Consider the following 18,887-nt stretch of genomic DNA (forward strand, 5'->3'; position numbering starts at 1 on the left):
GCGCGGGACGTGCCCGGGTCAGGCGATGCCGGCCGCGGCGCCGAGGTCGCGCTTGACGGCGGCCAGGAGCTCCGCGGCCCGCTCGCGGGCGGCGGGCAGCCCGGCGGCGTCGGCGACCGGGAGGACGACCTCCAGGTAGCACTTGAGCTTGGGCTCGGTGCCGGACGGGCGGACCACCACGCGGGCGGAGCTGACGGCGTCGCCCGCCAGGTAGTAGCGCAGGCCGTCGGTGGGCGGCAGGTCCGCGCTGCCGGCGGTGAGGTCGTCGGCGCGGGTGACGGCCAGGCCCGCGAGCTCGGTCGGCGGCTTGTCGCGCAGGGTGCGCATGGCGTCGGCGATCAGCGCGAGGTCCTCGACCCGGACGGAGAGCTGGTCGGTGGCGTGCAGCCCGTGCGCGAGGGCGAGGTCGTCCAGCAGGTCGGCCAGGGTGCGGCCGTCGCGCTTCAGGCCGGCGGCGAGTTCGGCGATCAGCAGGGCGGCGGTGACGCCGTCCTTGTCGCGGACGCCGGCCGGGTCGACGCAGTAGCCGAGCGCCTCCTCGTAGCCGTAGCGGATGCCCTCGGCGCGGGCGATCCACTTGAAGCCGGTGAGGGTCTCCGCGTAGCCGAGGCCCGCGGCGGCGGCGATCTTGCCGAGCAGGGTGGAGGAGACGATGGTGGTGGCGAACACGCCGGTGGCCCCCTTGGCGGCGAGGGCCGCGCCGAGCAGCGCGCCGACCTCGTCGCCGCGCAGCATCCGCCAGTCGCCGTCGGCGGTGGGGACGGCCACCGCGCAGCGGTCGGCGTCGGGGTCGTTGGCGATCACCAGGTCGGGGCGGGCGGCGCGGGCGGCGGCGAACGCCAGGTCCATCGCGCCCGGCTCCTCCGGGTTGGGGAACGCCACGGTCGGGAAGTCCGGGTCGGGTTCGGCCTGTTCGGTGACCACGGTGGGCGCCGGGAAGCCGGCCCGCCGGAAGGCGGCGAGCAGCACGTCCCCGCCGACGCCGTGCATCGGGGTGTAGACGGTGGCCAGCTCGCGCGGCCCGTCGGCGTCGAGGACGCCCACGGCGCGGTCCAGGTAGGCGTCCAGCACGTCCTCGCCGAGCACCTCCCAGCCCTCCGCGGCGAGCGGGACGGCGGCCAGCGCGGTGATGGCGTCGATCTCGGCGGCGATCTGCCCGTCGGCGGGCGGGACGATCTGCGAGCCGTCGCCCAGGTAGACCTTGTAGCCGTTGTCCTGCGGCGGGTTGTGGCTGGCGGTGACCACCACGCCGGCCGCCGCGCCGAGGTGGCGGATGGCGAAGGCCAGCACGGGCGTGGGCAGCGGGTGGGGCAGCAGCGCGGCGCGCAGGCCGGCCGCGGTCATCACGGCGGCGGTGTCCCGGGCGAAGTCGTGGGACTTGTGCCGGGCGTCGTAGCCGATCACCACGAGGTCGCCCAGCTCGGGGTGCTTGCGCACGTACGCGGCGAGGCCGGCGGCGGCCCGGATCACCACGGCCCGGTTCATCCGCATCGGGCCGGCGCCGAGTTCGCCGCGCAGCCCGGCGGTGCCGAACTGCAGGCGGCCGGCGAACCGGTCGGCCAGCTCGGACCAGGCGATCCGCTCCTCGGACTCGGCCTCGGGGCCCTCGGCGGTGGCCAGCAGCGCGGCCAGCTCCTCGCGGGTGTCCGGGTCGGGGTCCTCGGCGAGCCAGGCACGGGCCCGGTCGAGGAGGTCGGTGGTGGGTGCCTTCGGCATGCGGCCTGCTCCCTGTGCGTGTGGTGACGAGGTGTGAGGCGGGAGTGCGGCGGCGTCCGGGCGTCCGGCCGCCGCCGACTCCGTGCGGGCCGGCGGTGCGTCGGCGGAGGACGGCGCGAGCCGCCCGGGCGTCCTTCGGCGCACGGGCGGTCGGTCCCTCCGGGTCGGCACCGCCGGATCCCTGATTCTGCGTCAGGTGGCTGCGGCGTCGGGCCGCCGCCCCCGGCGACGGGTCGTCAGATCCGTTCCAGGACCTTCGCCAGCAGCGCGCCCATCCGCTCGGCGGAGGCCTTGCCGGCCTCCAGCACCTCGGCGTGGTTGAGCGGCTCGCCGGTGATGCCCGCGGCCAGGTTGGTGACCAGCGAGATGCCGAGCACCTCGGCGCCGGCCTCGCGGGCGGCGATGGCCTCCAGGGTGGTGGACATGCCGACCAGCTCGCCGCCGATCACCCGGGCCATGTGGACCTCGGCCGGGGTCTCGTAGTGCGGGCCGCGGAACTGCACGTAGACCGCCTCGTCGAGGGACGGGTCGATCTCGCGGCAGAGCTCGCGCAGCCGCTTGGAGTACAGGTCGGTGAGGTCGACGAAGTTGGCGCCGACGATCGGGGAGTCCGCGGTCAGGTTGATGTGGTCGCTGATCAGCACCGGCTGACCGGGGACCCAGCCCTCGCGGAGGCCGCCGCAGCCGTTGGTCAGCACGATGGTCCGGCAGCCCGCCGCGGCGGCGGTGCGCACGCCGTGCACCACGGTCGCCACGCCGTGGCCCTCGTAGTAGTGGTTGCGGCCGAGGAAGACCAGGGCGCGGCGCTCGCCCTCACCGGGGATGCGCACCGAGCGGATCGTGCCCGCGTGGCCGGCCACCGCGGGCGCGGGGAAGCCGGGCAGTTCGGTGACCGGGAACTCGGCCAGCGTCTCGCCGAGGGCGTCGGCGGCCGGCACCCAGCCGGAGCCCATGACCAGGGCGACGTCGTGGCGCTCGGCGCCGGTGAGTTCGCGCAGCCGGTCGGCGGCGGCCCGGGCGGCGGCGTAGGGGTCGGCGGAGACGACCGACTGAGGAGATGCGTTCACGTGGTCGAGGATAGGTCAAATAGGCCTACGCGCGTAGACACCCCGCCCAAGCCATGTCGGATCGTTACCCGGATTGCGTAGAACGACAGCATTCGTCCCGTCGTTCGGCGTGCCGTTCGGAGGATGCGCCAGTCAGCAGGGGCGGCGGCGCAGGTCCAGCACGTAGTCGTCGGGTGCGCCGGCGCTCTCCGCGGCGTCCGCGATCAGCCCGAGGTAGCGGGCGGCGGGCAGCCCGCCCTCGTAGTCGTTGAGCACGTACGTCCAGACCGGGACCTCGCCGTCCAGGGTCTGCGCGCGCAGCCGGACCTTGCGGTAGATGCCGAGCTGCACGCCCTCCCAGCGGTCCAGGCCGTCCTGGTCCATCGGCGCCACGTCGTACAGCGAGACGAAGACCTGCTCCTTCTCGTCCTCCACCACGGTGGCCAACGAGCCCTCCCAGCCCAGCTGTTCGCCGCCGAAGGTGAGCCGCCAGCCGGCCAGCCAGCCGGTGCCGCGCAGCGGGGAGTGCGGGGCGCGGCGGCTCATCTGCCGGGCGTCGAGGTTGGTGGCGTAGGCGGCGTAGAGCGACATGCCGCCAGCCTACGGGAGCGGACCCGCCCGCCAGGCCTCCGCACCCCGGGCGGGCCTACCGTGGAAGCAGGGTCTCACCCTGCGGCGACGTGCCGGGACGGGGGAGGGGTGCGCTCCGAGGGGAGCCCCGCGATGCGTGTTCCACCGGCCGCGGCAGCAGTCCCGGCCTTATTGCTGGCGGTCGTCGTCGGCTGCGGATCGACCGCCACCACCGGCGCGGGCGCCGGCGGCTCGCCGTCCGCGGTCACCGTGACCGCGGCGGCGACCCCGACGGTGACGGTCACTCCGACGCCCACCCCGACGGTCACCGTGACGCCCAACCCGACCGTCACCGTCACCAGACCCACCACCCCCGCCGCCACCGCGCCCGGCTTCACCAACGCCGCCGCCGTGGTCGAGCAGTACTACCAGGACATCACCAACCACGACTACGCCGCGGCCTGGGCGCTCGGCGGCCGGAACATCGGCGGGAACAACTACGCGGGCTGGGTGGCCGGGTACGCCACCACCGCGAGCATCAGCCTCGGCACGGTCAGCGAGTTCGGCTCCTCGCAGGTGCGGGCGACGATCTACGCGACCCAGACCGACGGCACGGTGAAGATCTACGAGGGCACCTACACGGTGGCGAACGGGGTGCTGGTCGCGGCGTCGATCCGGCAGACGGGGTGAGGGACGGCCGACAGCAACGGCCCCGGCGCGGTTTCGGTTCCGGCATGCGGGAGAATGGCGACGTGACTCGGATCGTGATCATCGGTGGCGGACCCGGCGGATACGAGGCGGCCCTGGTGGCCGCCCAGCTCGGTGCGGAGGTGACCGTCGTCGACCGCGACGGTCTGGGCGGATCGGCGGTGCTGACCGACTGCGTGCCGTCGAAGACGCTGATCGCCACTGCAGAGGTGATGACCACCTTCGACAGCTCGTACGAGGAGCTGGGCATCATCGTCGCCGACGACACCCCGCCGCTGGAGCGGCAGGCCCGGGTGGTCGGCGTGGACCTCGGCAAGGTCAACCGACGGGTCAAGCGCCTCGCGATCGCGCAGTCCCACGACATCACCCAGGCGGTCACCCGCGCCGGGGTCACCGTGCTGCGCGGCCGCGGCCGGCTCGGCACCGGCGGCCAGGCGATCGACGGCTCCCGCGAGGTGCTGGTCGAGCACGCCGACGGCACCGTGGAGTCGCTGCGCGCCGACGCGGTGCTGATCGCCACCGGCGTCCGCCCGCGCGAGCTGCCCGACGCCCAGCCGGACGGCGAGCGGATCCTGACCTGGACCCAGGTGTACGACCTGGAGGAGCTGCCGCGCGACCTGATCGTGGTCGGCTCCGGCGTCACCGGCGCCGAGTTCGCCGGCGCCTACCAGGCGCTCGGATCCAACGTCACCCTGGTCTCCTCGCGCGACCGGGTGCTGCCCGGCGAGGACCCGGACGCCGCCGAGGTGCTGGAGGACGTCTTCCGCCGCCGCGGCATGAACGTGATGGGCCGCTCCCGCGCGGAGAGCGCCAAGCGCATCGGCGACCGCGTCGAGGTGACGCTGGCGGACGGCAAGGTGATCACCGGCACGCACTGCCTGATGGCGGTCGGCTCGATCCCCAACACCGCCGACCTCGGCCTGGAGGAGGCCGGGGTGAAGACCAACGACTGGGGCCAGATCAAGGTCGACCGGGTCTCCCGCACCTCCGCCCCCGGCGTGTACGCGGCCGGCGACTGCACCGGCGTCTTCATGCTCGCCTCGGTCGCCGCGATGCAGGGCCGGATCGCCATGTACCACGCGCTCGGCGACGCGGTGCAGCCGCTGAACCTGAAGACCGTGGCCTCCAACGTCTTCACCGACCCGGAGATCGCCACCGTCGGCTACACCGCCGCGGACGTCTCCGGCGGGAAGATGGACGCCGTCGAGATCAAGCTCCCGCTGCGCGGAAACCCGCGGGCCAAGATGCAGGGCATCCGGGACGGCTTCGTGAAGCTCTTCGCCCGCCCCGGCACCGGCATCGTGGTCGGCGGTGTGGTGGTCGCCCCGCGGGCCTCCGAGCTGATCCACTCGATCTCGCTGGCGGTGGACAACAACCTGACCGTCGAGCAGGTCGCGAGCGCTTTCACCGTGTACCCCTCGCTCTCCGGCTCCACCGCCGAGGCCGCCCGCCAGCTGCACATCCGCAAGCGCGAGGGCGCGACCTCCTGACGGCGCGTCAACCCTCCGGGCCGAGCCGGGCGCACGCCGCGCGGCTCACCCGGGCGGCGGAGCGCGCATTGTACGGTCGTGCGCCGCTCCCGGGTGAGCAAATCCCGTTACCAGGTGCAAACGCCTGAAAGCAGACGGTCACTCAGGTTACCGTCGGTCCTGTGTTTGCAGCAGAACGTCGCCAGTTGATCCTCGAGATGGTGCGCGCCAACGGAGCCGTGTCGCTCCGAGAGCTGGCCCGCGTCGTCCAGACCTCCGAAGTCACCGTCCGCCGGGACGTCCGGGCGCTGGAGGCCGAAGGGCTGCTCGACCGCCGCCACGGCGGTGCGGTGCTGCCCGGCGGCTTCAGCCGGGAGCCCGGCTATCCGCAGAAGACCCACCTCGCCGCCGCCGAGAAGAGCGCCATCGCCGATCTCGCCGCGGGCCTGGTCGAGGAGGGCGACGCCATCGTGGTCGGCGCCGGCACCACCACCCAGGAGCTGGCCCGGCGCCTGGCCCGGGTGCCCGGGCTGACCGTGGTCACCAACTCGCTGCTGGTCGCCCAGGCGCTGGCCCACGCCAACCGGGTGGAGGTGGTGATGACCGGTGGCACCCTGCGCGGCTCCAACTACGCGCTGGTGGGCAGCGGCGCGGAGCAGTCGCTGTCCGGGCTGCGGGTCACCAAGGCCTTCATCTCCGGCAGCGGCCTGACCGCGGAGCGCGGCCTGTCCACCGCCAACATGCTCTCGGCCAGCGTCGACCGGGCGCTGGTGCAGGCGGCGGCGGAGGTGATCGTGCTCGCCGACCACACCAAGCTCGGTGCGGACAGCATGTTCCAGACCGTCGCCACCGAGGCGATCACCCGGCTGGTCACCGACGAGCACGCCGCCGCCGAGGACCCCACCGCCCGGGAGCTGGACGCGCTGGCCGACTGCGGGGTGCAGATCTCCGTCGCCCCGCTCGGCCTGCCGACCGAGGCCCCGCCGACGCCGCAGCCCGCCGTCCCCGCGGTGCCGCGGCGGCCGGTGCCGCCGCCCGGCCTCGCCCCCGGCGCCCCGCTGCCCGGACAGCGCCGCCCCGCCCCGCACGGCGCCCTGCCGCCCACCCGGCTCGCCGAGCGGATCCGCTGACCGGTTCCGGCCCGGCGGCCACCGACCCCTGGCCGCCCGCCGGTCGCCGCTTGTAGCGTCGCTCCCCATGGACGCTTCGCGCGAAACGATCGACCAGACAAGGGAATTGACGATCAGTGGGGCCCGCGGCGGTCGCGGCCCCGCGACCTGGGGACAGCGGGCGATCCACACCGCCCTGGTCCGGCTCGGCCCCGAGGCACCCCGCTACAACCTCAGGCTGGCCGCTCCGGTCGACCCCGGGCTGCCGGTGGACGAGGTGCTGCGCGCCTTCACCGAACTGCTGCACCTGCACGACGCACTGCGCACCCGGCTGGTCGTCCAGGACGGCGAGCCGGTCCAACTGCTCGACCCGGACGGCGTCCTGCCGGTCGCCGTGCTGCACCGCGACGGGCCCGAGCAGGCCGCCGAGGCCGCCGCCGAGCTGCTCGCCGACTACGCCGCGCGGCCGTTCGACCAGGCCCGGGACTGGCCGCTGCGGATCGGCCTGGTGGTACACGGCGGCCTGGTCCGGCACACGGTGCTGGTGCTCTCGCACACCGCCGCCGACGGCTGGGGGATGCGCCGGCTGGTGCGCGACCTGACCCTGCTGGCCGGCGGGCGCAGCGCCGACGACCTGCGCGCGGAGCGGGCCTTCGCCCAGCCGCTGGACGAGGCCGCCGAACAGGACTCCCCGCGCGGCCGCCGCAAGGACGCCGCCGCCCGCCGGCACTGGCGGGACAAGCTCACCACGGGCCCGCGGGTCCTGCTGCCCCGCCCGCCCGGAGAACCGGACCCGGAGCGGCGCTTCCCGTTCGCGGTGCTGCGCTCCCCGGCGCTGGCCAGAGCCCTGCCGCTGGCCGCGGCCCGGCTGCGCACCAGCGACGCCACCCTGCTGCTGGCCGCCGCCGCCACCGAACTGGGCCGGCTCAGCGGGCAGGACGAGGTGCTGTTCCAGGTGGTGGTCGGCAACCGGTTCACCGAGCAGTCCGCCGACGCCGTCACCACCCTCGCCCAGGAGGGCCTGTTCCACCTGCCGGAGCTCGCCGGGGAGTTCGCCGAGACGGTGCGCCGCAGCCACGGCCCGGCGTTCAGCGCCTACCGGCACGCCGGCTACGTGAAGCCGCGGCTCGACGCCGACCTGGACGAACTGCGGTCCTCGGGCGTGGAGTTGGCCGACCACTCGGTGTTCTGGAACGACACCCGCGACCCGCTGGCCGCGCTGATGCCCGACGGCACGGTCCAGGAGCCGTCCGGGGAGAGCGAGTTGACCTTCCCGGCGGAGTTCCCGGCGCGCCCCGGGGTGTCGATGGCGGTGGACGTCAACGCGGTGCCCGGCGCGGTGCAGCTGTCGATGACCGCGGACGGCGCGCTGCTGGACCGGGCGCAGATGGCCGGGTTCCTGCGCGGCATCGAGCAGTTGGTGCTGCAGGCGGCCGAATAGCCGGAAGGGCTCCCGGTCCGGGGACCGGGAGCCCTTCGACGTGTCGTGACGGTGGGTCAGACGTCCTTGATCTCGCAGAGCGCGGCGCCGCTGGAGACGGACTGGCCGACCTCGGCCTTCAGGCCGACGACGGTGCCGGCCTTGTGGGCGTTGAGCGGCTGCTCCATCTTCATGGCCTCCAGGACGACGATCAAGTCGCCCTCGGCCACGGTCTGGCCCTCCTGCACGGCGACCTTGACGATGGTGCCCTGCATCGGCGAGGCGAGGGTGTCGCCGGAGACCGCCGAGGCGGCCTTCTTCGCGCCGACCCGCCGCTTGGCCTTGCCCGCACCGGCCGCGCCGGCCGCCGGAGCGGCCGCGACGCCGAGCGAGGAGGGCAGCGAGACCTCGATCCGCTTGCCGCCGACCTCGACCACCACGGTCTCCCGGCCCTCGGGCTCCTCGCCCTCGCCGCCCGCGCCGGCGAAGGCGGGGATGGTGTTGTCGAACTCGGTCTCGATCCACCGGGTGAAGACGCGGAACGGTTCCGAGGAGCCGTGCACCTCGGGGGCGAACGCGGCGTCGGTGACCACGGCCTGGTGGAACGGGATGGCGGTGGCCATGCCCTCCACCTTGAACTCCTCCAGCGCCCGCTTGGCCCGCTGCAGGGCCTGCTTGCGGTCGGCGCCGGTGACGATCAGCTTGGCCAGCAGCGAGTCCCAGGCGGGGCCGATCACCGAGCCGGACTCGACGCCCGCGTCCAGCCGCACGCCCGGGCCGGACGGCGGGGCGAACAGGGTCACCGTGCCGGGGGCGGGCAGGAAGTTGCGGCCCGGGTCCTCGCCGTTGATCCGGAACTCGATGGAGTGGCCGCGGATCTCCGGGTCGTCGTAGCCGAGCTCCTCGCCGTCGGCGATCCGGAACATCTCGCGGACCAGGTCGATGCCGGTGACCTCCTCGGAGACCGGGTGCTCGACCTGCAGGCGGGTGTTGACCTCCAGGAAGGAGATCAGGCCGTCCTGGGAGACCAGGAACTCGCAGGTGCCCGCGCCGACGTAGCCGGCCTCGCGCAGGATCGCCTTGGACGCCCGGTACAGCTCGGCGTTCTGCTCGGCGGTGAGGAACGGCGCGGGGGCCTCCTCGACCAGCTTCTGGTGGCGGCGCTGCAGCGAGCAGTCACGGGTCGAGACGATCACCACGTTGCCGTGCTGGTCGGCCAGGCACTGGGTCTCCACGTGGCGCGGCTTGTCGAGGTACTGCTCGACGAAGCACTCGCCGCGGCCGAACGCGGCGACGGCCTCGCGGACCGCCGACTCGTACAGCTCGGGGATCTCCTCCAGCGTGCGGGCGACCTTCAGGCCGCGGCCGCCGCCGCCGAACGCCGCCTTGATGGCGACCGGCAGGCCGTGCTCCTCGGCGAAGGCGACGACCTCGTCGGCGCCCGAGACCGGGTCGGCGGTGCCGGCGACCAGCGGGGCGCCGGCGCGCTGGGCGACGTGCCGGGCGGTGACCTTGTCACCGAGGTCGCGGATGGCCTGCGGCGGCGGGCCGATCCAGATCAGGCCGGCGTCGAGGACGGCCTGGGCGAAGTCGGCGTTCTCCGACAGGAAGCCGTAGCCGGGGTGGACCGCGTCCGCGCCGGAGTCGGCGGCGGCCTTCAGCACCTTGGCGATGTCCAGGTAGCTGGTCGCGGGGGTGTCGCCGCCGAGCGCGTACGCCTCGTCGGCCGCGCGGACGTGCAGCGCGTCCCGGTCCGGCTCGGCGTACACGGCGACGCTGGCGATACCGGCATCTCGGCAGGCCCGGGCGACGCGGACGGCGATTTCTCCGCGGTTGGCGATGAGCACCTTGCGCACTGTGGCTCCCTTCTTGAACCTCGTTGAGTCTAGGGATTGGAAGGTCCTACCGGCGAGTAGTCCCTGGTGGTGAGCGTGCTCACACGCTGCGTGAGGCGCCCCGAGCGGTGCTCGGGGACCGCTCGACGCCGCAGGTGCGGGCCCCGCGGGCTGCGGCTTTGCCGCTCCGTGCGGACTTGGGCGGGAACGGGTGGCCTTCGCCACACCGGTCCCAGCTGTCACTCCGTCAGGCCCACAGGGTCAGCTCGCCTCCGGTCGGGCGGTCGCCGCGGCGGCCGAGACGTCGGCCGCCAGTTCGACCACGTCCGCGCCGTACGCCTGCGAGTTGACCACCCGCAGCACCAGCGCGAAGGCGCCGTCCCGGCCGTGCCGCCGGGCCAGCGCCCGGTGGTTGGCCGCCAGGTAGCGCACCGCCGCGTGGTTGGAGGTGGAGGTCTGGCCGGCTATCAGGAAGACCGGGCGGCTGCCCGGGCGGGCGTGCAGCCGGGCCAGCAGCACGAACACCCGCCCGCCGGGCTGCTGGTCGGCCGGCGCGTAGCCGAACTCCCGCTCCCCGACCAGCAGGGTGGGCACCCGGTGGCCCGCCTCGTCCGCCGGCGCGACGAACGTCGCCCCCGGCAGCCAGGACGCCAGGTGCGCCGCGGTCCGCTCGTTGCTGCTCGGCCCGCCCACGCAGAACTCGGCCTTGTCGCCCAGCCCCTGGCGCACCTCGTCATGGGCCGTCAGCTCGGCCCGGGCCCCGCACGCGCGGACCAGCGCCGCCAGCTCCATCAGCGCGTACACGTCCTCGCGCGACACGCTCTTGGAACTCGTCGACACCGGCTGCCGGTTGACCACCAGCAGGGCCTCGCCGCCGGCCGGCAGGCCGAAGAACCCGCGCTGCCGCTCCAGCCTGCGCCGCCGCCGCAGCGACTGCGCCAGCCAGCCCAGCCCGGCGCTGATCGCCGAGGCGATCAGACCGAGTACGACGTTGAGCACACCTTCGGTCATCTCCCGCTCCCCGTCGCCCCTTTCCGTTCCGGCTGCGCCAGCCTAACGGCGGCCCGGGGAGGACGGGTTGGATCGGGGCGACAGATGTACGGGCCCGCTTCTGTCCGAATCCGCACCCGCAAACGGAACCCGGGCTGCCGCTTCCCGGCCGCTTCCGGCTCCGGCCGTAACGGATTGGTTCAGACCATTGACCGTGATCGCGGCCGTCCCTACCGTCGCAGCCACCAACCGCGCCACACGATTCACGGGGGAAACGTGAACCGCTCCATCCTGCCCGCGGCCCTGGCCGCGTCCGCGCTGCTGCTCACCGCCTGCTCCGGGTCCGGCACCGCCGGGCCGGCCCCCGGCTCGCCGAGCCCGGCCGCCAGGACCTACGGCTGCCTCACCGCGGACCAGGCCGCCAAGGGGCTCCTTCGCCCTCGACGCCGGCACCACCGGCGGCACCGGCCTGGACGCCTACTACCGCGACTCCGACGCCGGCGGCGCCAAGGTCGGCGTGGTCTTCTCGCACCAGCTCGGCGGCTCGCTCTGCGAGTGGGCGCCCACCTTCGACGCCTTCACCAGGGCTGGCTACGCGGTGCTGGCCGCCACCACCGAGGGCGACGTCACCGAGGTGGTCAAGGCCTCGGCCGGCTACCTCAAGGGCAAGGGCGTCACCGCGATCGCGCTGGTCGGCGCCTCCAAGGGCGCGGCCGGCTCGCTGGTCGCCGCCCGGCTGGACAGCCCGCTGCCGATCCGGGCCGTGGTCTCGCTCAGCTCGCCCGAGGCGTACAGCCAGTTCAACGCGGCGGTCGCGGTGAAGTCGGTGAAGATCCCCTGCTTCTTCGCCGCCGAGGAGTTCGACTCCCCGTTCAACGCCAACGCGAAGAGCCTGTACGACGCCTCGGTCGCCGAGGACAAGCAGGTCAAGATCTACCCCGGCGGCAACCACGGCGCCCCGCTGCTCAAGGACGGCGCGCTGCCGGACGTCCAGGCCTACCTGGCCAAGCACGCGCCCGCGGCGGGCTGACGGCCCGTCAGACCCACAGGTCGGTGATGCGCACGTCCAGCTCGGCGAGCAGGCGGCGCAGCAGCGGCAGCGAGAGTCCGATGACGTTCCCGGGGTCGCCGTCGATCCCCTCCACGAACGGCGCCGACCGGCCGTCCAGGGTGAACGCCCCGGCCACGTGCAGCGGTTCGCCGGAGGCGACGTACGCGGCGACCTCGGCGTCGTCCGGCGTGCCGAACCGGACGGTGGTGGAGGCCGTCGCCTTCGCCTGCCGTCCGGTGGCGGTGTCGATCACGCAGTGGCCGGTACGCAGCACGCCCGCGCGGCCCCGCATCGACTGCCAGCGCAGCAGCGCCTCCGCCGGGTCCGCGGGCTTGCCGAGCGCCTGCCCGTCCAGCTCCAGCACCGAGTCGCAGCCCACCACCAGCGGCGGCTCGCCCGGCTCCGCGGCCAGCTCGCCCGCCACCTTCTCGGCCTTCGCCACCGCCAGCACCAGCGCCAGCTCGCCCGGCGTCGGCGCCGACAGCGCGTCCTCGTCCACCCCGCTCACCCGCACCTGCGGATCGAGCCCCGCCTGCCGCAGCAGGCCCAGCCGGGCGGGGGAGGCGGACGCGAGAACCAGCGGACGGCGAGCGGTCATGCGCCCAGCCTAGCCCGCCTACACCAGCACCAGGGCCGCCGCCAGCAACGCCAGTACCGCCAGCACCACCGCGGTTCGGCGCAGCCGCTGCTGCACCTCACGCGCCTCGGGCGACGGTTCGTCGCGGGGGTCCGACCAGAGCACCCGTCCAGCCTGCAACGCCCGCTCGGCGCGGCGCCTGAGTATCCGTACTCACTCCCGGCGCTCTCCGGCCGGGCACGGGTCGGTCTTGACGCGGCGTGCCGTTGCCCCTGCAATAGAGCAACTGACTTGTCGGGTGCATGATCGGCGTTGCGGGGCGCCGAGACCCTCCATCCCTGACGGCACGTCAACGGTCAGGGCACGCACCATCGCAGCACTGACCACCCCACTGGTTCCGGCTGATGGAGATCACCCATGTCCCAACTCGTCACCGCGGGCACCGCGGTACGCGTACGCCCGCACGTCATCGCCCTCCACCGCGTGGTGGTCGGCCTGCTCTTCGCCTGCCACGGCGCCGCCTCGCTGTTCGGCGTGCTCGGCGGCGCGCACGGCGGCGGCAGCCTGAAGGCCGGCGACTGGCCCGGCTGGTACGCCGCCGTGATCCAACTCGTGTGCGGCGTCCTGGTCCTGATCGGGCTGGGCACGCGCTGGGCCGCGCTGCTCGCCTCCGGCTCGATGGCCTACGCCTACTTCACCGTCCACCAGGAGCACGCGCTCTTCCCGCTCCAGAACGGCGGCGAGCCGTCGGTCCTCTTCTGCTGGGCCTTCCTGCTGATCGCCGCGCTCGGTCCTGGAAGTTTCGCGCTCGACAAGAAGTAGGCACCTCCAGGGGCCCTGGGGGTACCCCCAGAGCCCCTGGGTGTTGCCACCTGAGGTGCTGCCCTACCTCGGCCAGAGGCTGGTTCGCCAGGCGGTGGGGCCCGGGGTGGGGAGGGTGCGGCGGGGGCTGTGGGTGGTCCAGGTGGTGGCCGGGCCGCTCGCGGTCGCCGTGTTGCGGCTCGCGGCGGCCCGGGCCTGGACCACCGCCAGGACGGTGGCGAGCTCCTCGGGGGTCGGCTGTCCGTGCAGCACCTGAATGGGTGTCATGGGTGTGTGCCCTTCTGCTACAGCGGGATGTTGCCGTGCTTCTTCGGCGGCAGGGACTCTCGCTTGCCGCGCAGCGCCCGCAGCCCGCGGACGATGTGGCGGCGGGTCTCGCTGGGGGCGATGACCGCGTCCACGTACCCGCGTTCGGCGGCCAGGTAGGGATTGAGCAGGGTGTCCTCGTAGGAGGCGAGCAGCTCGGCGCGGCGCTCCTCGCCGCGGCCCTCGGCCTCGGCGGCGGCGAGCTCGCGGCGGTGCAGGATGTTGACCGCGCCCTGGGCGCCCATGACGGCGATCTGGGCGGTCGGCCAGGCCAGGTTGAGGTCGGCGCCGAGGTGCTTGGAGCCCATCACGTCGTACGCGCCGCCGAAGGCCTTGCGGGTGATCACGGTGATCAGCGGGACGGTGGCCTCGGCGTAGGCGAAGATCAGCTTGGCGCCGCGGCGGATGATGCCGTCCCACTCCTGGCCCGTGCCGGGCAGGAAGCCGGGGACGTCGACGAAGGTGAGCACCGGGATGTTGAACGCGTCGCAGGTGCGCACGAAGCGGGCGGCCTTCTCGCTGGCGGCGATGTCCAGGCAGCCGGCCAGGTCCATCGGCTGGTTGCCGACCACGCCGACCGGGTGGCCCTCGACCCGGCCGAAGCCGATCACGATGTTGCCCGCGTACAGCGGCTGGACCTCCAGGAACTCGCCCTCGTCCAGGACGTGTTCGATGACCCGGCGGATGTCGTAGGGCTGGTTGGCGGAGTCCGGGACGATCGAGTCCAGCTCCAGGTCCTCGTCGGTGATCGCGAGGTCGGCCTGCTCGGGGTAGGCCGGCGGGTCGGAGAGGTTGTTGGAGGGCAGGTACGAGAGCAGGCTCTTGACGTACTCGATGGCCTCCTTCTCGTCCGCGGCGAGGTAGTGCGCGTTGCCGGACTTGGTGTTGTGGGTGCGGGCGCCGCCCAGCTCCTCCATGTCCACGGTCTCGCCGGTGACGGTCTTGATCACGTCGGGGCCGGTGATGAACATGTGCGAGGTCTGGTCGGCCATCACCACGAAGTCGGTGACCGCGGGGGAGTACACCGCGCCGCCCGCGCACGGGCCCATGATCAGCGAGATCTGCGGGATCACGCCGGAGGCGTGCACGTTGCGGCGGAAGATCTCGCCGTACAGGCCGAGCGAGACCACGCCCTCCTGGATCCGGGCGCCGCCGGAGTCGTTGATGCCGATCATCGGGCAGCCGGTCTTCAGCGCGAAGTCCATCACCTTGACGATCTTCTCGCCGAACACCTCGCCGAGGGAGCCGCCGAAGACGGTGAAGTCCTGGGCGAAGACCGCGATCTGACGGCCGTCCACGGTGCCGTAGCCGGTCACCACGCCGTCGCCGTACGGGCGGTTCTTCTCCTGACCGAAGTTGGTGGAGCGGTGCCGGGCGAACTCGTCGAACTCCACGAACGAGTCCTCGTCCAGCAGCTCCAAGATCCGCTCACGTGCCGTCAGCTTGCCCTTGGCGTGCTGCTTCTCCACCGCCGCGGCCGAGCCGGAGTGCACCGCCTCGTCGATGCGCCGGCGCAGGTCGGCGAGCTTTCCGGCGGTGGTGTGCGGGTCCTGCGGTGCCTCGGTCATTCCGGGGGCTCTCCCTGCATCCTGGGCCGCTGGCCCGACGCGTGAGGGTTGCTGGGCAGGGCGGCACTGCGGTCTACCGCTCCGTAGCGTAGCCACGTCGCGGCGCTCGGCGGCTATGGCCATCGACACATCGTGTCACTGCCCGTTCTGCGGGACGATGATGCGGCGTGCGGCCTTCCTCGCGGGCAGGACCGCAAGCCGTAGGGTGGCCGGGTGACCGAGCCCGAGAGCCCCCGTCCCCGTCGCTCCGGCCTGCGTGGCTTCGGCCACGGGGGTCCCTCCCCGTGGACCGACCTGGACCGGCCACCGCTGGACGAGGCGGCGCTGCGGCTGGACCTGTTGCGCCCCGGGTCGCTGTGGACCTCGCTCGACGTGGTCGCCGAGACCGGCTCGACCAACAGCGACCTGGCCGCCCGGGCGAAGGACGGCGCCCCCGAGGGCGCGGTGCTGGTCGCCGAGGCGCAGAACTCCGGGCGCGGCCGACTCGACCGCCGGTGGTCCGCGCCCGCCCGCTCCGGACTCTTCCTGTCCGTGCTGCTGCGCCCCACGGGCGTGCCGATGGAGCGCTACGGCTGGCTGCCGATCCTGATCGGCACCGCCGCCTCCGCCACCCTCGACCGGGTCGCCGGGGTGCGCACCGGACTGAAGTGGCCCAACGACCTGCAGGTCGAGGTGGGCGGCGAGGAGCGCAAGCTCGGCGGCATCCTCACCGAGCTCAGCGGCGGCGCGGTGATCGCCGGACTCGGCCTCAACGTCACGCTGCGGGAGGCCGAACTGCCGGTCCCCACCGCCGCCTCGCTGGCCCTGGCCGGCGCCGAGGTCACCGACCGGGCGACACTGCTGCGCGCCCTGCTGCGCGAGTTCGCCGAGCTGTACGGCGAGTGGACCGCCGCGGCCGGCGACCCGCACGCCAGCGGACTGCTGCCCGCCTACACCGCCCGCTGCACCACCCTCGGCCGCCCGGTGCGGGTCCAACTCCCGGGCGAGCGCGAACTGGTGGGCGAGGCGGTGGCGATCGACGCGGACGGCCGACTGGTGGTCCGCACCCCCGACGGCACCCGCCACCCGGTCGCCGCGGGCGACGTGGTGCACGTCCGCCCGCAGGCCTGACCGGCCCCGGGCCCGGCACGTCTCACCCTGCGGGACCGGTCGACCGGGTCATGGGCGGATGCCCCGGATTACGTGATTCCGTGCGAACATTCCACCTGGCAGCGGTGTGAGGCTCGCCACTACCCCCGCGGTGGTCGCGTGCCCGGACCGGCAGCCGGACAGGCAGGAGCACGAGACGAAGTGCGGCGACCGCACGGGGACGGACCGGTGACAGAGAACGGCGACGCCAAGACCGGCAACGGCGGCACGGAGGAGAACACCGTCGCCGCCGACCTGGAACGGCTCATCCTCGACGCACCGCGCAGATACACCCCGTACCAGGCCGCCCGCGCCGCCGAGGTGCCGATGGACCTCGCCACCCGGTTCTGGCGCGCCATGGGCTTCCCCGACATCGGCCAGTCCCGCGCCCTCACCGACAACGACGTGATCGCGCTGCGCCGGCTGGCCGGCCTGATCGAGTCCGGGCTGCTCAGCGAGCCGATGGCGATCCAGGTCGCCCGCTCCACCGGCCAGACCACCGCGCGGCTGGCCGGCTGGCAGATGGACACCTTCCTCGACAACCTCACCCAGCCCGTCGAGCCCGGCATGACCCGCTCCGACGTCGCCTACCCGCTGGTCGAGCTGCTGCTGCCCGAACTGGAGCAGTTCCTGGTCTACGTGTGGCGCCGTCAGCTCGCCGCCGTCACCGGCCGGGTCGTCGCGGCCGCCGAGGACCACGAGGTCACCTCCGGCCGGCTCGCCGTCGCCTTCGCCGACCTGGTCGGCTTCACCCGGCTCTCCCGGCGCCTGGAGGAGGAGGAACTCGGCGAGCTGGTCGAGGGGTTCGAGAACACCTGCTCCGACCTGATCGCCGGTCAGGGCGGACGGGTCGTCAAGACCCTGGGCGACGAGATCCTGTTCGTCTCCGAGGACCCGGCGACCGTCGCCGAGATCGCCCTCTCGCTGATCGAGACCCTGGCCAAGGAGGACAACATGCCCGCCCTGCGGGTCGGCATGGCCTTCGGCACCGTCACCTCGCGGATGGGCGACGTCTTCGGCACCACCGTCAACCTCGCCTCCCGGCTCACCTCGATCGCGCCCAAGGACGCCGTCCTGGTCGACGGCGAACTCGCCGCCGCCCTCGACCAGAACGGCACCGCGGGCCTCCCCGAGGCCCCCGCCGCCCCCGACCACCGCTTCCACCTGCAACCCATGTGGCGCCGCCCGGTCCGCGGCCTCGGCCTGGTCGAACCCTGGCTGCTCTCCCGGGCCACCTCCTCCGGCGTCTGACCGGTCCGCCTGCCTTCGCCTGAATCGTCCGGAATCCTCCTAGTCTGGTGAAAGGACCAGCGGGCAGGAGAGGCGACCGGTGAGCGAGGCGACCATGAGCGAGGAGACCTCCTTCGAGGCGGCCGCGCCGGACCTCCGGCTGCAGGCGGTGGTCGAGCTGGCGCAGGACATGGCGGGAGCGCTGACCCCGCTGGAGGCGGTGCGCGCCGCCGCGGCGCGGGCGGTGTCCGCGCTGGGGGCGACCATGGCGGCGGTGTCGGTGTGGGACCGGGAGTCCGGCCGGCTGCGGGTGCTGGTCAACCACGGGGAGCTGTCGCCCGGCGAGGAGGAGCTGCCGGAGGACGAGTCGTACCCGGTGGCGGACTTCCCGGAGATCGTCACCTACCTGGAGGAGCACTGGACCACCGGCCGGCTGCCCCGCGCCTGGACCCAGACCGCGGAGGACTCCACCCCGCACACCGGACACCAGCACCCCGGCGCCGGCGCCTTCTGCCAGCAGCGGGCGGCCGGCCTGCGCCGGCGGGGACGCGGCTGCTGCCTGGTCGCGCCGATCGTGCTGCACGGCCAGGCCTGGGGCGAGCTGTACCTGGCCCGGGCGGTCGGGATGCCGGTGTTCACCGACGCCGACGCCGAGTACGCCACGCTGCTGGCCGCCCAGGTCTCCGCGGGCCTGGCCCAGACCGAGCGGGTCGCCGACCTGCGCCGCCTCGCGTTCACCGACGCGCTCACCGGCCTGGCCAACCGCCGCGCCGTGGACGCCCGCCTCGACGAGGCGCTGCGCGCGCACACCCGGGACCACACCGTGGTCTCCCTGGTGGTCTGCGACGTCAACGGGCTGAAGCGGGTCAACGACCAGCTCGGCCACGAGATGGGCGACCGGCTGCTGGAGCGGTTCGCCCACCAGCTCTCGCTGTCCGCCGCCAAGCTCCCCGGCAGCCTGGCGGCGCGCCTCGGCGGCGACGAGTTCTGCCTGCTCGCGGAGGGCCAGTCCGCCGACGAGGTGGTCGCCGTCGCCGAGGAACTCTGCGCCCGCGCCCTGGAACTGACGGACGGTGAGGGCGTCGCCTGCGGGATCGCCTCGACCGGCGACGCGATCGGCCCGGTCACCACCCCCGACCGCCTCTTCCGGCTCGCCGACGCCGCCCAGTACCGGGCCAAGGCCTCCCGCGCCGCCCACCCCGTGGTGGCCGGCCGCAGCCACGGCCCCGGCTTCGCCCCCGACCCCACCGTGCTGCTCGCCGACGCCGCCGACCCGCACCACCGCGCCGACGGCCGCCGCGGCGCCCGCCCCGGCGGCGACCGGCGCCGCTTCCGCGGCGCC

18 protein-coding genes are annotated in these 18,887 nt (G+C 73.9%); 9 read left to right on the forward strand and 9 right to left on the reverse strand.

Annotated features, from left to right (window positions below; all coding sequences use genetic code 11):
- Positions 1-18: 18 nt before the first annotated feature.
- The 3 genes from AB0K51_RS20680 to AB0K51_RS20690 form a co-directional block, all read right to left on the reverse strand.
- Complete coding sequence (locus tag AB0K51_RS20680; protein ID WP_363457372.1) at positions 19-1,716, reverse strand: phospho-sugar mutase; 1,698 nt, start codon at positions 1,714-1,716, stop codon at positions 19-21.
- Positions 1,717-1,952: 236 nt separating this feature from the next.
- Positions 1,953-2,783: a purine-nucleoside phosphorylase gene (locus AB0K51_RS20685; RefSeq protein WP_363457375.1), complete on the reverse strand. Its 831-nt coding sequence runs from the start codon at positions 2,781-2,783 to the stop codon at positions 1,953-1,955.
- A 132-nt stretch (positions 2,784-2,915) separates the two neighbouring features.
- Complete coding sequence (locus AB0K51_RS20690; RefSeq protein WP_363457378.1) at positions 2,916-3,353, reverse strand: gamma-glutamylcyclotransferase; 438 nt, start codon at positions 3,351-3,353, stop codon at positions 2,916-2,918.
- Between the two features lie 132 nt (positions 3,354-3,485).
- Here AB0K51_RS20690 and AB0K51_RS20695 point away from each other — a divergent pair, with 132 nt between their 5' ends.
- The 4 genes from AB0K51_RS20695 (at position 3,486) to AB0K51_RS20710 (ending at position 8,059) form a co-directional block, all read left to right on the forward strand.
- Positions 3,486-4,022 carry a hypothetical protein gene (locus AB0K51_RS20695; RefSeq protein WP_363457381.1) on the forward strand — a complete coding sequence of 179 codons (537 nt, stop codon included), beginning with the start codon at positions 3,486-3,488 and terminating at the stop codon, positions 4,020-4,022.
- Positions 4,023-4,066: 44 nt separating this feature from the next.
- The gene (locus tag AB0K51_RS20700; protein ID WP_363457384.1) at positions 4,067-5,530 is read left to right on the forward strand and encodes an NAD(P)H-quinone dehydrogenase; all 1,464 of its coding nucleotides are present in this window, start codon (positions 4,067-4,069) and stop codon (positions 5,528-5,530) included.
- Between the two features lie 161 nt (positions 5,531-5,691).
- Entirely contained in the window at positions 5,692-6,639 is a 948-nt protein-coding gene (locus AB0K51_RS20705; RefSeq protein WP_363457387.1) for a DeoR/GlpR family DNA-binding transcription regulator, read from the forward strand.
- A 106-nt stretch (positions 6,640-6,745) separates the two neighbouring features.
- Entirely contained in the window at positions 6,746-8,059 is a 1,314-nt protein-coding gene (locus tag AB0K51_RS20710; RefSeq protein ID WP_363457390.1) for a condensation domain-containing protein, read from the forward strand.
- 56 nt (positions 8,060-8,115) lie between these two features.
- Here the strand turns inward: AB0K51_RS20710 and AB0K51_RS20715 are convergent, their stop codons facing one another.
- Positions 8,116-9,894 (reverse strand): biotin carboxylase N-terminal domain-containing protein, encoded by a 1,779-nt coding sequence (locus tag AB0K51_RS20715; protein WP_363457392.1) that lies wholly within the window; start codon positions 9,892-9,894, stop codon positions 8,116-8,118.
- 240 nt (positions 9,895-10,134) lie between these two features.
- The gene (locus AB0K51_RS20720; protein ID WP_363457394.1) at positions 10,135-10,884 is read right to left on the reverse strand and encodes a hypothetical protein; all 750 of its coding nucleotides are present in this window, start codon (positions 10,882-10,884) and stop codon (positions 10,135-10,137) included.
- 496 nt (positions 10,885-11,380) lie between these two features.
- Here AB0K51_RS20720 and AB0K51_RS20725 point away from each other — a divergent pair, with 496 nt between their 5' ends.
- Complete coding sequence (locus AB0K51_RS20725; RefSeq protein ID WP_363457396.1) at positions 11,381-11,893, forward strand: hypothetical protein; 513 nt, start codon at positions 11,381-11,383, stop codon at positions 11,891-11,893.
- A gap of 7 nt (positions 11,894-11,900) precedes the next feature.
- Here the strand turns inward: AB0K51_RS20725 and AB0K51_RS20730 are convergent, their stop codons facing one another.
- Positions 11,901-12,512, reverse strand: coding sequence for a nucleoside triphosphate pyrophosphatase (locus AB0K51_RS20730; RefSeq protein ID WP_363457398.1), 612 nt, complete (start codon positions 12,510-12,512; stop codon positions 11,901-11,903).
- A gap of 18 nt (positions 12,513-12,530) precedes the next feature.
- On the reverse strand, positions 12,531-12,656 hold the full coding sequence (locus tag AB0K51_RS20735) for a hypothetical protein (protein WP_363457400.1): 126 nt from the start codon (positions 12,654-12,656) through the stop codon (positions 12,531-12,533).
- A 252-nt stretch (positions 12,657-12,908) separates the two neighbouring features.
- Between AB0K51_RS20735 and AB0K51_RS20740 the strand changes: the two genes are divergently transcribed.
- On the forward strand, positions 12,909-13,313 hold the full coding sequence (locus AB0K51_RS20740; RefSeq protein ID WP_363457403.1) for a DoxX family protein: 405 nt from the start codon (positions 12,909-12,911) through the stop codon (positions 13,311-13,313).
- A gap of 63 nt (positions 13,314-13,376) precedes the next feature.
- Here the strand turns inward: AB0K51_RS20740 and AB0K51_RS20745 are convergent, their stop codons facing one another.
- Positions 13,377-13,580 (reverse strand): acyl-CoA carboxylase subunit epsilon, encoded by a 204-nt coding sequence (locus tag AB0K51_RS20745; RefSeq protein WP_363457406.1) that lies wholly within the window; start codon positions 13,578-13,580, stop codon positions 13,377-13,379.
- 17 nt (positions 13,581-13,597) lie between these two features.
- Complete coding sequence (locus AB0K51_RS20750; protein WP_363457408.1) at positions 13,598-15,187, reverse strand: acyl-CoA carboxylase subunit beta; 1,590 nt, start codon at positions 15,185-15,187, stop codon at positions 13,598-13,600.
- Between the two features lie 252 nt (positions 15,188-15,439).
- On the opposite strand from AB0K51_RS20750, the gene AB0K51_RS20755 reads away from it, so the two are divergent.
- The 3 genes from AB0K51_RS20755 to AB0K51_RS20765 all read left to right on the forward strand — a co-directional run.
- On the forward strand, positions 15,440-16,297 hold the full coding sequence (locus AB0K51_RS20755) for a biotin--[acetyl-CoA-carboxylase] ligase (RefSeq protein WP_363457420.1): 858 nt from the start codon (positions 15,440-15,442) through the stop codon (positions 16,295-16,297).
- Between the two features lie 207 nt (positions 16,298-16,504).
- Complete coding sequence (locus AB0K51_RS20760; protein ID WP_363457411.1) at positions 16,505-17,566, forward strand: adenylate/guanylate cyclase domain-containing protein; 1,062 nt, start codon at positions 16,505-16,507, stop codon at positions 17,564-17,566.
- A 169-nt stretch (positions 17,567-17,735) separates the two neighbouring features.
- The coding region (locus AB0K51_RS20765) for a diguanylate cyclase (RefSeq protein WP_363457423.1) at positions 17,736-18,887 on the forward strand (1,152 nt) is incomplete at its 3' end.

Origin of the sequence: Kitasatospora sp. NPDC049285 (assembly GCF_040678815.1) — a bacterium.
Taxonomy (GTDB): Bacteria; Actinomycetota; Actinomycetes; order Streptomycetales; family Streptomycetaceae; genus Kitasatospora.

What these genes read in the sequence shown, in the direction of transcription:
- AB0K51_RS20680 (WP_363457372.1), bottom strand. Translation starts at nt 1,716, where the DNA reads ATGCCGAAGGCACCCACCACCGACCTCCTCGACCGGGCCCGTGCCTGG.
- AB0K51_RS20690 (WP_363457378.1), bottom strand. Translation starts at nt 3,353, where the DNA reads ATGTCGCTCTACGCCGCCTACGCCACCAACCTCGACGCCCGGCAGATG.
- AB0K51_RS20695 (WP_363457381.1), top strand. Translation starts at nt 3,486, where the DNA reads ATGCGTGTTCCACCGGCCGCGGCAGCAGTCCCGGCCTTATTGCTGGCG.
- AB0K51_RS20700 (WP_363457384.1), top strand. Translation starts at nt 4,067, where the DNA reads ATGCGGGAGAATGGCGACGTGACTCGGATCGTGATCATCGGTGGCGGA.
- AB0K51_RS20720 (WP_363457394.1), bottom strand. Translation starts at nt 10,884, where the DNA reads ATGACCGAAGGTGTGCTCAACGTCGTACTCGGTCTGATCGCCTCGGCG.
- AB0K51_RS20730 (WP_363457398.1), bottom strand. Translation starts at nt 12,512, where the DNA reads ATGACCGCTCGCCGTCCGCTGGTTCTCGCGTCCGCCTCCCCCGCCCGG.
- AB0K51_RS20740 (WP_363457403.1), top strand. Translation starts at nt 12,909, where the DNA reads ATGTCCCAACTCGTCACCGCGGGCACCGCGGTACGCGTACGCCCGCAC.
- AB0K51_RS20745 (WP_363457406.1), bottom strand. Translation starts at nt 13,580, where the DNA reads ATGACACCCATTCAGGTGCTGCACGGACAGCCGACCCCCGAGGAGCTC.
- AB0K51_RS20750 (WP_363457408.1), bottom strand. Translation starts at nt 15,187, where the DNA reads ATGACCGAGGCACCGCAGGACCCGCACACCACCGCCGGAAAGCTCGCC.